We start from the raw sequence: 12,891 nt of genomic DNA on the forward strand, positions 1-12,891 counted from the left end.
CTTTCAGGGTGTTCGCATGGTAGCCGAAGTCCAGGCGACGAGCACGGCGCCGGCGATCGCCAGTCCGCCGCCCAGCAGCAGCGCGCGGTGGATGCCCGCGCCATCGACCACCAGGCCGCCGGCGAAGGCGCCGAACGAGAGCGCCACCTGGAAGAACGTCACCAGCAGCGCCTGTCCCGCTTCCTGTGCGCGCGGCAGCGCCTGCAGCATCCACGTCGTCATCGCCACGGGCACCAGGCCGAACGCCACGCCCCAGGCGACGACGGCGACGGCGGCCGGCACCACGCCCTGCCCGGCCAGCAGGGACAGGAGCAGCACGGCGCCGATGGTGGCGGCCGCCAGCAGCGCCGTGCCGCGCACGCTGCGCGCCACCAGGCGTCCGCCGAGGAAGGTGCCGCCGAAACCGGCCACGCCGTAGGCGAGCAGCAGCGTGGTGATCGATTCGTTTGGCAGGCCGAATACCTGCTGCAGCATGGGCCGCATGTACGTGTAGCCGACGAAGTGGCCGGACACGAGGAACAGCGCCACCACCAGCACCGCCCGCGCACGCGGCTCCGCCAGCGGCGCCAGCAGGTCGCGCGGCACGACGGCGCGCGCCGCCGGCATGCGCGGCAGCACCTTCAATTGCAGCGCCAGCACGGCGGCCGCCACCAGCGCCGAGGCCAGGAAGGCGGCGCGCCAGCCGGCCAGCCCACCCAGCAATGCCCCGGCCGGGACGCCGGCGATCGTCGCCAGCGAGATGCCGGCCAGGACGTAGGACATGGCGCGCGGCTGCATCGACGCCGGCACCAGGTGGCCCGTCGCGCCCGGCGCGAACGTCCAGAAGCCCCCGACCACGAGGCCCAGCAGCGCCCGCGCCAGCAGCATGACGGCCAGGTTCGGCGCCAGCGCCGCGAGCAGGTTCGACACGACCAGCACGGCCGACAGCACCAGCAGCACGGTGCGCCGGTCCAGCCGTCCGGACGCGATGATGAGCGCCGGACCCGTCACCGCCGCCACCAGCGCCGGCATCGTCACCATCAGCCCGGCCGCGCCTTCGCTGACGTGCAGGCTCGCGGCGATGGTGGTCAACAGGCCGACCGGCAGGAATTCGGTGGTGACGGAGGCGAAGGTGCTGATCGCCAGCGAGGCGACGGCCAGCCAGGCCGGGGCGGCGGTGGACGCGGTGGCCGCGGTAGACGCGCCGTCGGCATGGGCGCGCGGCCTGTCATCGAGTGCTTGCATGGACATTCCTTATTATTGTGACTTGAAAAAACACAGATACGAGTAAAAAAAATCAGCGCTCCTGCCCCGCCATGGCCACCACATCGGCCAGCGTGCGGCGCGCCAGGCGCTGCTCGAAGCCATCCTGGGCGTCGCGCAGCACGTCGTCCATGCATCCTTTGATATTGCGGCTGATCAGGCAGCGTTCCTGCACCGGATAGGCATGCACGGCGAACGCCGGCGGCGCCTCGCTGGCGCGGTAGATGTCCAGCAGCGTGATGCGCTGCGGCGGCCTGGCCAGCGTGCAGGCGCCGTTCTTGCCGCGGGTGGTCGTCACCAGGCCGGCCTTGGCCAGCTTGGACACCACGCGCCGCACGAAGCTCGGCTCGGCATTCACGCTGCCCGCCAGCTCGGTGGAGCGCAGCGGCTCGCCGTAGCGGGCCCCGAGGGCCGCCATGACGTGGGAAGCGACGGAAAACTGGACGTTGGTCTGCGACATAATGCGACTTTAATCCACACAATACCGGGTGTCAAACGCGTGCCCGCGCGTCGAGGGCGCCGAACACCTCGATCGCCCAGTCGATGAACACGCGCGCCTTGGCATTCATGTGGCGGCTCTGCGGGTACATCGCATACAGCGGATGGCGCGCCAGCCGCCACTCCGGCAGCACCTCCACCACTTCGCCGCGCTCCAGCCAGGGCCGTACCTGGTAGCGGAAGGTCTGGCCGATGCCCAGGCCCGACACGAGCGTCGTCAGGTGCGCCGTGCTTTCGTTGACGGCGATGTTCCCGCCCGGCTGGACCTCGACCAGCTCCCCGCCACGCTCGAAGCGCAGGCTGAACGGTCGCCCCGTCAGCGATGAAAAATAGGCGCACACGCGGTGCCTGGACTCCAGGTCGGAAGGATGCGCAGGCATGCCATGGCGGTCAATGTAGTCGCGGTGCGCGCACAGCACCATGTCCAGCTCGCACAGCTTGCGCGCGATGAGCGTGCTCTCGGCCAGTTCGCCGCCGCGGATCACGCAATCGATGCCTTCGCCGACCATGTCGGCCGGACGGTCGCTCACGCCCAGGCGCAGGTCGATGTCCGGGTAGCGCGCCTGGAAGTCCGGCAGCGCCGGGATCAGCGCGAAATTCGCGTGGGCCGACCCGATGTCCACGCGCAGCCGCCCTTTCGGCTGCGCGCGCGTGCGCCGCGCCTCCCCGTCCATCTCGTCCAGGTCCCCCAGCAGGCGCAGCGCGCGCTCGTAGTACGCGGCGCCTTCGGGCGTCACCGTGGCCTGGCGCGTGGTGCGCTGGACCAGGCGCGTACCGAGCATCTGTTCCAGGTCCTGGATCAATTTGCTGGCGGTGGAGCGCGGAATGTTCAGCTGGTCGGCCGCCTTGCCGAAGCTGCCGGCTTCGGCGATGCGGACGAAGGTGCGGATGGCGAGTAGTTGATCCATGGTGGGCGCGGCAATGAGAGGCCTCGATTGTACCCGCGCGCACGGCAGGTTCAGGCATGCCTGAAAAACCGCACCATTCCTTCGATGTAAACTGAGCCGTCACGCGGGGGGCGTCCCCTACAATGGTTGTCCCTTTACTACTCCGGACCAATATGGAAGCGCTCCTCGACCCGAACATCTGGGTCGGCCTGCTCACATTGATCGTGCTCGAGATCGTCCTCGGCATCGACAACCTGATCTTCATCGCCATCCTGGCGGACAAGCTTCCCCCGCACCAGCGCGACAAGGCCCGCATCGTGGGCCTGTCGCTGGCAATGATCATGCGCCTCGGCCTGCTCACGGTGATCTCGTGGATGGTCACCCTCACCGCCCCGCTGTTCTCCGCCGGTCCGCTGTCGTTCTCGGGACGCGACCTGATCCTGCTCGTGGGCGGCATGTTCCTGCTGTTCAAGGCGACCATCGAACTGCACGAGCGCGTCGAAGGCAAGACGCACGCCGCCGGCGGCAAGCGCGCCTACGCGAGCTTCGCCGCCGTGGTCGCGCAGATCATCGTGCTGGATGCCGTGTTCTCGCTGGACGCCGTCATCACGGCGGTCGGCATGGTCGACGAGCTGGGCGTCATGATGGCCGCCGTCGTCATCTCGATGAGCGTGATGCTGTTCGCCTCGAAGCCGTTGACGCGCTTCGTCAACGCGCATCCGACCGTCGTCGTGCTGTGCCTGAGCTTCCTGCTGATGATCGGCCTCTCGCTCGTGGCGGAAGGCTTCGGCTTCCACATCCCGAAGGGCTACCTGTACGCGGCGATCGGCTTCTCGGTCGTGATCGAGGCGCTGAACCAGCTGGCGCGCCGCAACTTCGTCAAGCGCGAGGCGCGCGTGCCGCTGCGCGACCGCACCGCCGACGCCGTGCTGCGCCTGCTGGGCGGCCGGCCGCGCCACGCGGCCGAGGAGGCCCACGAGGGCGATTCCGCCGCCGTCGGCATCGCGCCGGCCTTCGAGGCGGAAGAGCGGAACATGGTCAGCGGCGTGCTGAGCCTGTCGCAGCGCTCGATCCGCTCGGTCATGACGCCGCGCACCGACATCTCGTGGATCGACATCGACGCCGACCCGGCCGTGGTCCGCGAACGCGTGATGGCCACGCCGCACGGCTTCTTCCCCGTCTGCCGCGGCCAGCTGGACGAGATCGTGGGCGTGGCCAGGGCCCGCGACCTGGTCGCCGACATCGCCCGGACGGGCGCCATCGACCGCGCCAGCATCCGTGCCCCGATCGTCATGCCGGAAGCCAGCGGCGTGCTGAAGGTGATGGAGACGCTCAAGCGCTCGCACGGCCAGCTGGTACTGATCGCCGACGAATACGGCACGCTGCAGGGCCTCGTCACACCGATCGACATCCTGGAAGCGATCGCCGGCGAATTCCCGGACGAGGACGAGCTGCCCGTCGTGCAGGAGACGGGACCGGATCGCTGGCGCGTCGACGGCAGCGCCGACCTGCACTACCTGCAGCAGGTGCTGCAGACCGGGGCCCTGCTCGGCAACGGCGGCGACGCCACCGAGCAAGGCGGCGACAAGGCCGGCAACTACGCCACGCTGGCCGGGCTGCTGCTGGAGCGCTTCGGCGCCCTGCCCGCCGTCGGCGCCACGGTCGACATCGACGGCTTCCGTTTCGCGGTGGCGCGGGTGAGCGAGCACCGCATCGCGCTGGTGGACGTGATGCGCATCGAGGAAGATCCGGGCGCGCCCTGACGCCGGCGCCGGTTCCCCGCGGCCGGGTGCATCGCAGGGCTGGCCGGCCGCCTGGCCGCCCGGCCAGGCTCAGCGCGGGATGCCGGCGCGCCGCTTACGGCGGCGCAGCCACTGCCACACCACGACCGCCAGCGCCAGCGCGGCCGCAACCATGCCCACGCGTGCCAGCAGCAGGAGCGGCGAGACGGCGCCGCCCGCACGCAGCTCCCGCACGCGCGCCGCGTCGATCGCAACCTTGCTGCCGCCGAACGTCGCCATCACGTAATTGCCGATGTCCGCAACCTCCTGGTCGGACAGCTCGCCGGCAAAACCCGGCATGCCTTGCCCATCCTCTGGCCACACGCCCTCCAGCACCGCCATGGCGACGTTGTCCGCGCTCGGCGTGCGCAGCACCGCATGGTTGCGCAGGGCCGGCAGGCCGCGCACGCCGTCGCCGTCCGCCTGGTGGCACGAGGCGCAATTGTTGCGGTACAGGCGTTCGCCGGCACCGATCCGGCCGGCCAGTGCCTCCACGTCGCCGCGCGGCAGCGGCGCCACGACGGCGACGGCGGCGGACGGCGGCGCGGTGGCGCGCTGGCCCGGCGGAAGGTCGTTCAGGTACGTGGCGATGGCGGCGATATCCTCCGGTGCCATCTTCGAGAAGCTCTTGTCGATCGCTTCCAGCATCGGGCCGCCGGCCGTGGCGCCGTTCCGTGCATGGCCCGTGCGCAGGTACTCGACCAGCATGGCGCGGTCCCACCCCGGCTTGCCCGGGCGAATGTCGGGGGCGTACCACGTGCCCAGGGACGCGCCCTGCAGGTAGCGCGATGACTGCTCCGCCATCAGGAAGTTGCGCGGCGTGTGGCAGGTCGCGCAATGGGCCAGGCCCTGGGCCAGGTAGGCGCCCCGGTTCCACTCGGCCGACCGGGTCGTGTCGGCTTCGAACGGCTTGCCGTCCAGGTAGAGCCAGTTCCAGATGCCCATCGACATGCGCACGCTGAAGGGGAACGGCAGCTCCGTGCGGGGCGGCGACGTGTCGTCGGCGCGCACGCCGTGCATGAAGTAGGCGTACAGCGCGGCCGTGTCGTCGTCCGTGATCCTGGCATAGGCCGTGTAGGGCATCGCCGGATACAGGTGGCTGCCGTCGGCACGCACGCCGGCGCGCAGTGCGCGGGCAAACTGCTGCTGCGTCCAGGCGCCGATGCCGTGCGCGCGCGAGGGCGTGATATTGGTCGAATAGATCGTGCCGAGGGGGCTGGCGATCGCCACGCCGCCGCTGAACGGCGCCTTGCCGGCCGCCGTATGGCAGGCGGCGCAGTCGCCGGCGACGGCCAGGTAGCGGCCGCGTTCGATCAGGTTGGCATCGGCATCGGCCGCCCGCCCCAGGCCGGCCGCGCCCAGCAGGACGAGCGCGCAGGCGAGCCGCTTCAGCAAGGTGGACATCGCGTCAGCCATGGCGCATCTCCCCCGCGATCCGGTCGGCCGTGCGCAAGGCCAGCGCGACGGCCGTGAGCGTGACGTTGCACGTGCCCACGGTCGGCATCACGCCGGTGCCCGCCATGTACAGGTTCGGGTGGTCGTGCGCGCGGCCGTCCGGGTCCGTCACGCTGGTGGCGGCATCCTTGCCCATCGACAGGGTGCCCGTGATGTGCTGGCGGTTGCCGAAGGTACCCTCCTTGCTGTGCTTCACGTTGGTCGCGCCGAGCTGGCGCGCGATCTCGTCGTAGCGCGCCCGCGTTGCCGCGGTCCCCTTGCGCACGTAGTCGTCGACGTTCCAATGGATGCGCGGCACAGGCAGGCCCAGTACGTCCCTGGCGCCTCCCAGCATCACCCGGTTGTCCGGATCGGGCAGCTGCTCCAGCGCGTTCTTGAGGCTCACGCGCCTCGACGCGCGGTCGCGGATCGCACCCTCCAGCTTGACGCCGTAGTAGCCTTCGCCGATCAGCTCCTTGGTGACGGATGCCACCTGCGAGGCGTTCGAGATGTCGATGCGGAACGGCGCATGTACCGGACGAAAATCGCCGTCGCGGAACTGCCCGATCGAGCAAGGGCTGACGGGGCCGCGCCCCGGCCACACCGGCTCGTCCATGTCGAACGTGACGCCGATGGCCGGGTGGTCGCACAGGTTGCGGCCCACATTGTCGCTGCGGTTGGCGATGCCGGTCGGGTAGGCGCTGCTGGCCGACATCAGCAGCAGCTTCGCCGACTCGATCGCGTTCGCCGCCACCACGAAGGTCCTGCCCGTGACACGGTGGCTGACCTTGTTCCAGTCGTAGTAGTGGACGGCGACGATGGCGCCGCCCGCGTCGTGCTCCAGCCGGTAGGCGACGGCCTCCGTGACGACGCGTACTCCGGCCTGCTCGGCGCTGGCGGCGGCAATGCCGCCGTGGTACTGGGCGTCGATCGGACACACGGGCATGCAGTTGTTGTTGCCGCAGCATGCGGGGCGGCCATCGAAGCTGCGGCTGTTGCGCGCGGTGCAGTCGTCGATCACCCTGAACTGCGGCGCCAGGCGTTCCGTGATGCGCTGCTGGAACCACGACGCCGGCACGCGCTCCATCGGAAACGGCCGCGCACGCGGCGAGCCGGTATCGGGCGAACCGCCGACGCCGGCGATCGCCTCCGCTTCGTAGTAATACGGTTCCAGCTCGTCGTAGCCGATGGGCCAGTCCTTGCCGACGCCGTATTCGCTGTGCGTGCGGAAGTCGTTGGGCAGGTAGCGCCACATCTGCGCGGCCCAGTGCCAGCTGGTCCCGCCCAGCATGCGGATGTACTGTGCCTGGAACGCGAGCGGACCGGCCTGCTCGATGTAATGGTTGGGCTCCGGTGTGAAGGTCGGGTGCGGCGCCTTCTCGGAGAACGGATACGGCGACATGAAGTCCGACTTGAACGGCGAATCGCGGTAGCGCTCGACCAGTTCGCCGCGCTTGACGCGGGGCCCGGACTCGAGCATCAGCACGCTGTGGCCAGCCAGCGCCAGCTTGCGCGCCAGCAGCGAGCCGCAGATGCCCGCGCCGATGACGACGACGTCGGCGGACAGGCCGCCGGCGACGTTTGCAGAAAGATTGGTACTCATAACATCTCGTGGAAGTTGTCGTTCAGGGCCTGGCGGACCAGGTGCCGCAGGGGCCGTAGGAAAAGCTGGGCGGGACCAGTTCGGCGGCGACGGCGCGGTTGGCGAGCGTCTCGACATAGGCGATGCAGGACGCCTTCCCGCCCTTGCCGACGACGCCGAGGTACCAGGCCTGGAGGATCGCCTGGGCCAGTGCCTGCTGCGGCTTCTGCGCCTCGGCGAATGCGGTCCTGTCGTCCGCCAGGCCGTCGCGCGACAGCACGTCGCGCAGGGCGGCCAGCGCGGCATCCAGGTCGGGCGTGGCCTGGCGCATGGCGTGGTAGAGCGCCAGCGCCAGCGCCGGGTCCGGGTCGGGCTTGCCCGTCAACCTGCGCGAGACGTCCGTGAAGTCCGCCATGCCCGGACCGGCGGCATCGACCGCCGCCCTGGCCCTGGTCGCGGAGAGCAGGCGCCCGGCACTGCCGGCCAGCAGCGCGGCGCCAAGGGCCTGCAGTGCGCGGCGGCGCGAGATCGGTGCCGGCTTCATCGCGCACCTCGCGATGCGCGGCGGCGGCGCACGACCAGCACGGCAAGCACGACGACCAGCAGCGCCCCGGCGGCCATGCCCAGCCGGGCCACCAGCAGCAGGTGCGATCGGGGACCGCCAGCGCGGATGCTGGCCACGTCGTCCGCCTTGACGGTCGGCGCGCCGCTGCCGAACCGGACCTGCAGGTAATTGGCCAGCGCCGCGACCTCGTCGTTCGACAAGTGGTTGAGGGCATTGGGCTGCGCGCCGAACGGCGGCATGAACACGTGGCCGTCCTGCGTCTCGCGGTCCACACCCAGGAGGATCGTCGCCACCAGGTTGTTCTTGCTGACGGTCGCGGAATTGTGGAACAGGCTCGGGTAGTAGCCATCCGCGCTGCCCTCGCCGCTGGCGCCGTGGCAGGAGGCGCAGTTGGCCGAGTACACCTGGGCACCCATGTGCTGGCCCTGCATGCCGGCGGCGTACCCCTTGCCGCGGATGTCGGCCAGCGCGTTGCCGGGCTTGCCCTGGCCGAAGCGCGCGGTGGCCTGGCCCTTGCCTTCCCCGGCGTCGACCGGCGGCAGCGACTTGACGTACACGGCGATGGCCTTCAGGTCGGCCTCCTCGAGGCGGCTGAAGCTGTAGCCGATCGCTTCGGCCATGCTGCCGGCCGCCTGGGCCTTGCCTTCGACGCGGCCGCTGCGCAGGTATTGCACCAGCTCGGCCTCGCTCCAGCTGCCGATGCCGGCCGTCGGGTGCGAGGTGATGTTCGGCGCATACCACGGACCGACCTGGCTGCCGGCCATGGCGAGCTCCTTCTTTTCCTGCATCAGCGCGCCGCGCGGCGTGTGGCAGGTGCTGCAGTGGGCCGCGCCTTCGGCCAGGTAGCGGCCGCGCAGCCATTCGGGCGAGCGCCCCGCCTCCGGCTTGAGCGGCTGTTCGTCCAGGAACAACGCGTTCCACACCTTCATGGAAGCGCGCACGCCCATCGGGAACGGCAGTGCGGTCGGCGTCGTCTCCCTCTCGACCGCCGGCACGCCCTGCATGAAGTAGGCATACAGCGCATGGACGTCGGCGTCGGACAGCGCTGCATACGCCGTGTATGGCATGGCGGGATACAGCGGCTGCCCGTCGGCGCGGATGCCCCTGCGCAGCGCATCGGCGAACTGCCGTTCCGTATAGTTGCCGATGCCGTAGCGCTTCGACGGCGTGATGTTGGTGGAGACGATGTCTCCACCCGGCGAGGACAGCACCAGGCCGCCCGCCATGGGCTGCCCCTTGTGTGCCGTGTGGCAGGCCATGCAGTCCGACGCCGTGGCGAGGTACTTGCCGCGCGCAAGCGTGGCGGCGTCGACGCCCTGTGCGGCGGACCGGCCCGCGCAGGCGATGAGCGCGATGGCAATCAGGTTCGTGATCCAGGTCCTCATGTCAGCCCTTTCGCATCTGGCGGATGATCGCATCGGCGGCCTTCAGGCCGAGCGATACCATGGTGATGGTGCTGTTGCCGCAGGCCGTGCTGGCCATGGCCCCGCCCCCCGGCAGGAACAGGTTGTCGTGGTCGTGGGCGCGGCAGTCGACGTCGACGACGGAGTCGCGCGGGTCCAGGCCCATGATCGTGCCGCCCATGATGTGCTTGCTCTGGGCGAACTTCGGACTCAGCTTGATGTCGGTCGCGCCCATCGCCTCGGCGATGCGCTTGCCGATGGGGACCGAATACACCTCGGCCGACTTGCGCGTGTAGTCGCCGACGTCGTAGTGGATGGCCGGCTTGGGCAGTCCCAGCCAGTCCTTCTTGTCGGACAGGGTCAGGCGGTTGTCGGCGTCCGGCAGCACCTCGTGCGCGAGCACGATGTCGGCCGTGCAGGCCGTCATGCGGCGGATCTCGGCGTCCAGCGCCTTGCCGACCAGGCCCTTCTTCAGCGCTGCGAAGGTGACGAAGCGGTTGCGCGCGAAGTTATTGAAGCGGAAATAGGCGCCGGCATGCTCGGCGCGGAACGCGCCCTGCGACGTTTCCATGATGCCGCTGTTGACCACGGGACCGACGCCGGCCCAGTAGGGTTCCTCGAGCGTCAGCGTCATCGTCAGCTGCGGATGGTCCATCATGTTGCGGCCGACCTGGTCCGAGCTGTTGGCCAGGCCGTTCGGATTGCGCGCGTCCTGCGACATCAGCAGCAGCTTCGGCGTCTCGATGCCGTTGCAGGCCAGGACGAACAGCTTGCCGGTAATGCGGTGCGAGCGCTTGTCCGGGTCGAAGTAGTGCACGGCCTCGATACGGTTGGCGGCATTCGTCTCGACCCGGTAGACGACGGCATCGGCCGCGATCACGGCCCCCTTCGCCTCCAGGCGCGACAACGCGGTCGCGGCGTCGTACTTGGCGCCGACCGGGCACACGGGCACGCAGTTGTTGTTGGCGCAGCAGGCGGGTCGGTCGTCGTAGGGCATGCCGCTGTTGCGCGCCTGCGCCGTCGGGATGTTCCTGTAGCCGAGCGTCTCCACGACTTCGGTGAAGCGCTGCTCGCCCGGGCCGAACGGCAGCGGCGGCATCGGGTACGGCCGCGAGCGGGGCACGCCCCCGCTCGCGGGCGGCCACTGCAGCGCCGGATCGGACGGCCCGCAGATGCCCAGCAGGTGCTCGGTGCGCGCATAGTAGGGCTCCAGCGTCGCATAGTCGATGGCCCAGTCGCGGCCCACGCCGTACAGCGTTTTCAGGCGCATGTCCTGCGGTGTCAGGCGCCAGCAGGTGCCGGCCCAGTGCCAGGTCGAGCCGCCGGCGTAGCGGATGAAGGTCTGGGCGTACTTGTCCGGCCCGCTCAGCTGCAGGTAGGCCTCTTCGGGCTTGTCGGTCGCCGGCATCGGGTGCGGCGCCCACGGCTTGGGCGGATAGCAGGACGAGGGATCGCCCTTGAGCGCCAGCGGCAGGTTGCGGAAGTTCTCGACGACCTCGGCGCGGTCCACGCGCGGGCCCGCTTCGAGCATCAGTACCGAGAGGCCGGCGTCCAGCAGTTGTTCGGCGATCGCCACCCCGACCACGCCGGTGCCGACGATGACGACGTCGGCGCTTTGTTGTGTAGGCATATTCGTGTTTTTTCTCTGGTGGCCGCGCTCAGAAGCGCGGCATGGGGAACAGCGGCACGATGCTCCGGTGCCACAGGTTGGGGCCGGAAAAGCCGTAGGACGGGATGGCGACGGCATCCGCCGTGGTCCGGTAGGTCAGCGCTCCTTCATAGCTGAATACCTGCGCATCCTTGTGCGCCGACGAACAGCCCGTGTACCAGGCGAAGATCACCCAATGGGCGAAGTCGCGCAGCGGGCCCGCGGGAATTGCATCGAAAAAGTCCTCGACCGCGTGCCCGTTCTGCTTGCGGGCGATGTCGGCGATGGCGCCGATCATGTCCGCGCTCGCGGGATACGTGGCCGCCGCCGCGGCCGCGATGCGCGCGCCGACGGCGGCGTCGAGCTGGTGGTTCACCAACAAGGAGGACAGCTGCATGAACGGTGCCACCGCACCGGCGGCGGCAGGCGCGGCCCGCTCCCCCCAGGCGGGCATGCCGCCCCAGCCGACCCATGCCGCGGACACCGTCATCGTGCCAAGCAGGAACTTGCGTCTTGAGATAGCCATATCGTTGTGTTGCTTTCTTTTCGATGGCCCGGCCGCCTGGCGACCGGGCCGGGATGGTCAGAACGCGTGGCGCAGGCCCAGCGTGAAGGCGGTCTGCCCGCGGCTGTCGGCCACCAGGCCGGTCTGGGACACGCCCAGCACGGCGCCCGCGTCGACCTGGCTCCCGGCGTTGCTCGACAACGTGCGGCCGTGCGCATGCTGGGTCGCCTCGAGCAGGTAGACCACCGTGCGCTTGGACAGCCAGTACGCCTGCATCAAGGAAAATTGCAGGTAGTTGGCCGGGTCGGTGATGCCGTTGGACCTGGTGGCGCGCGTGTCGGCGACGGCGGCACCGAAGGCCCAGGGGCTCGCCGTTGCCCAGCCGGCCAGCAGCGAGGCCGTATTGAAGGTGGCCGTGTCGCGGAACAGCGAACGCTCGTTGGGGCGGTATTGCACGTTGCTTAGCGTGGCGCCCAGGCTGACCCGGCCGATCTCGTAGCGCAAGCCCGTGGCGATGTACTGCACGTCGCGCGCCGACAGGTAGCCTGCATTCACGGCCGACTTGGAGAAGCTGCCCGCCGACGTGGCGTCCCAGTTGGCCTGGTTGGTGCCGTTTTTCAGCAACTGGTAGCCGAGCGCATAGTGCAAGGGTCCGCCGTCGTACTTGACGGCGGCGCTGTACGACGCCCCGGCGCTGCCCGAACCCTCGGCCTGCTCGCCCGCCGCGACCATCGCGCCGACCGTCACGCCGTGCCATTCGGCAGACTTGTATTTCACGGAATTGTTGTTGCGGATCGTGACGTCGAAGCCGTCGATGTCGCCGGCGTGGTCGCCCGCCGCGCCGGTCACCACCGGCAGCGGGCCCAGCGGCGTGAGGAAGTCGAAATACGGCGAGTACTGGCGGCCCGCCGTCAGCGTGCCCAGGCGCTTGTTGGACACGCCGACATAGGATGCGCGGTTGAAGATGCTGCCCGCCTGGGCAGCGGTGCCGTCGTCGATGTTGTATCCCGCTTCCAGCACGTACAGCACGCTGGTGCCGTTCCCCAGGTCTTCGCTGCCCTTGAAGCCGATGCGGGTGCCGTCCTTCGGGCCGCCGCGCATATAGGTCCGGGCGGCGCCAGCGCGGTGGTCGAGGTGCGTGATCGCCGCGTCGGCGATGCCGTACACGGTCATGCTCGATTGTGCCGCAGCCGGCAGGCAGGCGCCGGACAGCAGCATGCCGCCCAGGACCAGGTAAGGTGTTGGTTTCATCTTGTTTACCTTGAAGGATGCCGCCGCCGGCTGGCCAGGCCAGCGGCGTCATGCCGTTCATTTCAGTGAAGTCGCTAGCGCGACGAAAAACCCGG

The 12,891-nt window shown here is 69.6% G+C and carries 11 protein-coding genes; 1 reads left to right on the top strand and 10 read right to left on the bottom strand.

From position 1 onward, the window contains the following. Window positions 1–3: 3 nt before the first annotated feature. The 3 genes from ACI1V7_RS23920 to ACI1V7_RS23930 are packed head-to-tail and all read right to left on the bottom strand — an operon-like array spanning window position 4 to window position 2,648. Window positions 4–1,224 carry an MFS transporter gene (locus tag ACI1V7_RS23920; protein WP_404534446.1) on the bottom strand — a complete coding sequence of 407 codons (1,221 nt, stop codon included), beginning with the start codon at window positions 1,222–1,224 and terminating at the stop codon, window positions 4–6. A 52-nt stretch (window positions 1,225–1,276) separates the two neighbouring features. Next, window positions 1,277–1,702, bottom strand: a complete 426-nt coding sequence (locus ACI1V7_RS23925) for an Rrf2 family transcriptional regulator (protein WP_404534447.1) — start codon at window positions 1,700–1,702, stop codon at window positions 1,277–1,279. Between the two features lie 31 nt (window positions 1,703–1,733). Further along, entirely contained in the window at window positions 1,734–2,648 is a 915-nt protein-coding gene (locus tag ACI1V7_RS23930) for a LysR family transcriptional regulator (RefSeq protein WP_404534449.1), read from the bottom strand. Window positions 2,649–2,800: 152 nt separating this feature from the next. Here ACI1V7_RS23930 and ACI1V7_RS23935 point away from each other — a divergent pair, with 152 nt between their 5' ends. Next, window positions 2,801–4,390: a TerC family protein gene (locus ACI1V7_RS23935; protein WP_404534451.1), complete on the top strand. Its 1,590-nt coding sequence runs from the start codon at window positions 2,801–2,803 to the stop codon at window positions 4,388–4,390. Between the two features lie 69 nt (window positions 4,391–4,459). Here ACI1V7_RS23935 and ACI1V7_RS23940 read toward each other — a convergent pair whose 3' ends face one another. Genes ACI1V7_RS23940 through ACI1V7_RS23970 form a run of 7 tightly spaced genes read right to left on the bottom strand, consistent with a single transcriptional unit; the run spans window position 4,460 to window position 12,796 of the window. Further along, window positions 4,460–5,824, bottom strand: a complete 1,365-nt coding sequence (locus ACI1V7_RS23940; RefSeq protein ID WP_404534453.1) for a cytochrome c — start codon at window positions 5,822–5,824, stop codon at window positions 4,460–4,462. Then, window positions 5,817–7,445, bottom strand: a complete 1,629-nt coding sequence (locus ACI1V7_RS23945) for a GMC family oxidoreductase (RefSeq protein ID WP_404534454.1) — start codon at window positions 7,443–7,445, stop codon at window positions 5,817–5,819. Before ACI1V7_RS23945 ends, ACI1V7_RS23940 begins: the two co-directional genes overlap by 8 nt. A 22-nt stretch (window positions 7,446–7,467) precedes the next feature. Next, on the bottom strand, window positions 7,468–7,968 hold the full coding sequence (locus ACI1V7_RS23950; RefSeq protein WP_404534455.1) for a sugar dehydrogenase complex small subunit: 501 nt from the start codon (window positions 7,966–7,968) through the stop codon (window positions 7,468–7,470). Further along, on the bottom strand, window positions 7,965–9,374 hold the full coding sequence (locus tag ACI1V7_RS23955; RefSeq protein WP_404534456.1) for a c-type cytochrome: 1,410 nt from the start codon (window positions 9,372–9,374) through the stop codon (window positions 7,965–7,967). The genes ACI1V7_RS23950 and ACI1V7_RS23955 overlap by 4 nt, the downstream gene beginning before the upstream one ends. Window position 9,375: 1 nt before the next feature. Continuing rightward, complete coding sequence (locus tag ACI1V7_RS23960; protein WP_404534457.1) at window positions 9,376–11,022, bottom strand: GMC family oxidoreductase; 1,647 nt, start codon at window positions 11,020–11,022, stop codon at window positions 9,376–9,378. A 28-nt stretch (window positions 11,023–11,050) separates the two neighbouring features. Continuing rightward, window positions 11,051–11,566, bottom strand: a complete 516-nt coding sequence (locus ACI1V7_RS23965) for a sugar dehydrogenase complex small subunit (protein ID WP_404534458.1) — start codon at window positions 11,564–11,566, stop codon at window positions 11,051–11,053. A gap of 57 nt (window positions 11,567–11,623) precedes the next feature. Continuing rightward, window positions 11,624–12,796, bottom strand: a complete 1,173-nt coding sequence (locus ACI1V7_RS23970) for a porin (protein WP_404534460.1) — start codon at window positions 12,794–12,796, stop codon at window positions 11,624–11,626. Window positions 12,797–12,891: the final 95 nt, after the last annotated feature.

This window comes from Massilia paldalensis (assembly GCF_044901715.1).
Taxonomy (GTDB): domain Bacteria; phylum Pseudomonadota; class Gammaproteobacteria; order Burkholderiales; family Burkholderiaceae_D; genus Telluria; species Telluria paldalensis.

Excerpts from the sequence above, each read along its gene's own strand:
- ACI1V7_RS23955 (WP_404534456.1), bottom strand. The coding sequence starts at position 9,374 with ATGAGGACCTGGATCACGAACCTGATTGCCATCGCGCTCATCGCCTGC.
- ACI1V7_RS23925 (WP_404534447.1), bottom strand. The coding sequence starts at position 1,702 with ATGTCGCAGACCAACGTCCAGTTTTCCGTCGCTTCCCACGTCATGGCG.
- ACI1V7_RS23930 (WP_404534449.1), bottom strand. The coding sequence starts at position 2,648 with ATGGATCAACTACTCGCCATCCGCACCTTCGTCCGCATCGCCGAAGCC.
- ACI1V7_RS23965 (WP_404534458.1), bottom strand. The coding sequence starts at position 11,566 with ATGGCTATCTCAAGACGCAAGTTCCTGCTTGGCACGATGACGGTGTCC.
- ACI1V7_RS23970 (WP_404534460.1), bottom strand. The coding sequence starts at position 12,796 with ATGAAACCAACACCTTACCTGGTCCTGGGCGGCATGCTGCTGTCCGGC.
- ACI1V7_RS23945 (WP_404534454.1), bottom strand. The coding sequence starts at position 7,445 with ATGAGTACCAATCTTTCTGCAAACGTCGCCGGCGGCCTGTCCGCCGAC.
- ACI1V7_RS23920 (WP_404534446.1), bottom strand. The coding sequence starts at position 1,224 with ATGCAAGCACTCGATGACAGGCCGCGCGCCCATGCCGACGGCGCGTCT.
- ACI1V7_RS23940 (WP_404534453.1), bottom strand. The coding sequence starts at position 5,824 with ATGGCTGACGCGATGTCCACCTTGCTGAAGCGGCTCGCCTGCGCGCTC.
- ACI1V7_RS23960 (WP_404534457.1), bottom strand. The coding sequence starts at position 11,022 with ATGCCTACACAACAAAGCGCCGACGTCGTCATCGTCGGCACCGGCGTG.
- ACI1V7_RS23935 (WP_404534451.1), top strand. The coding sequence starts at position 2,801 with ATGGAAGCGCTCCTCGACCCGAACATCTGGGTCGGCCTGCTCACATTG.
- ACI1V7_RS23950 (WP_404534455.1), bottom strand. The coding sequence starts at position 7,968 with ATGAAGCCGGCACCGATCTCGCGCCGCCGCGCACTGCAGGCCCTTGGC.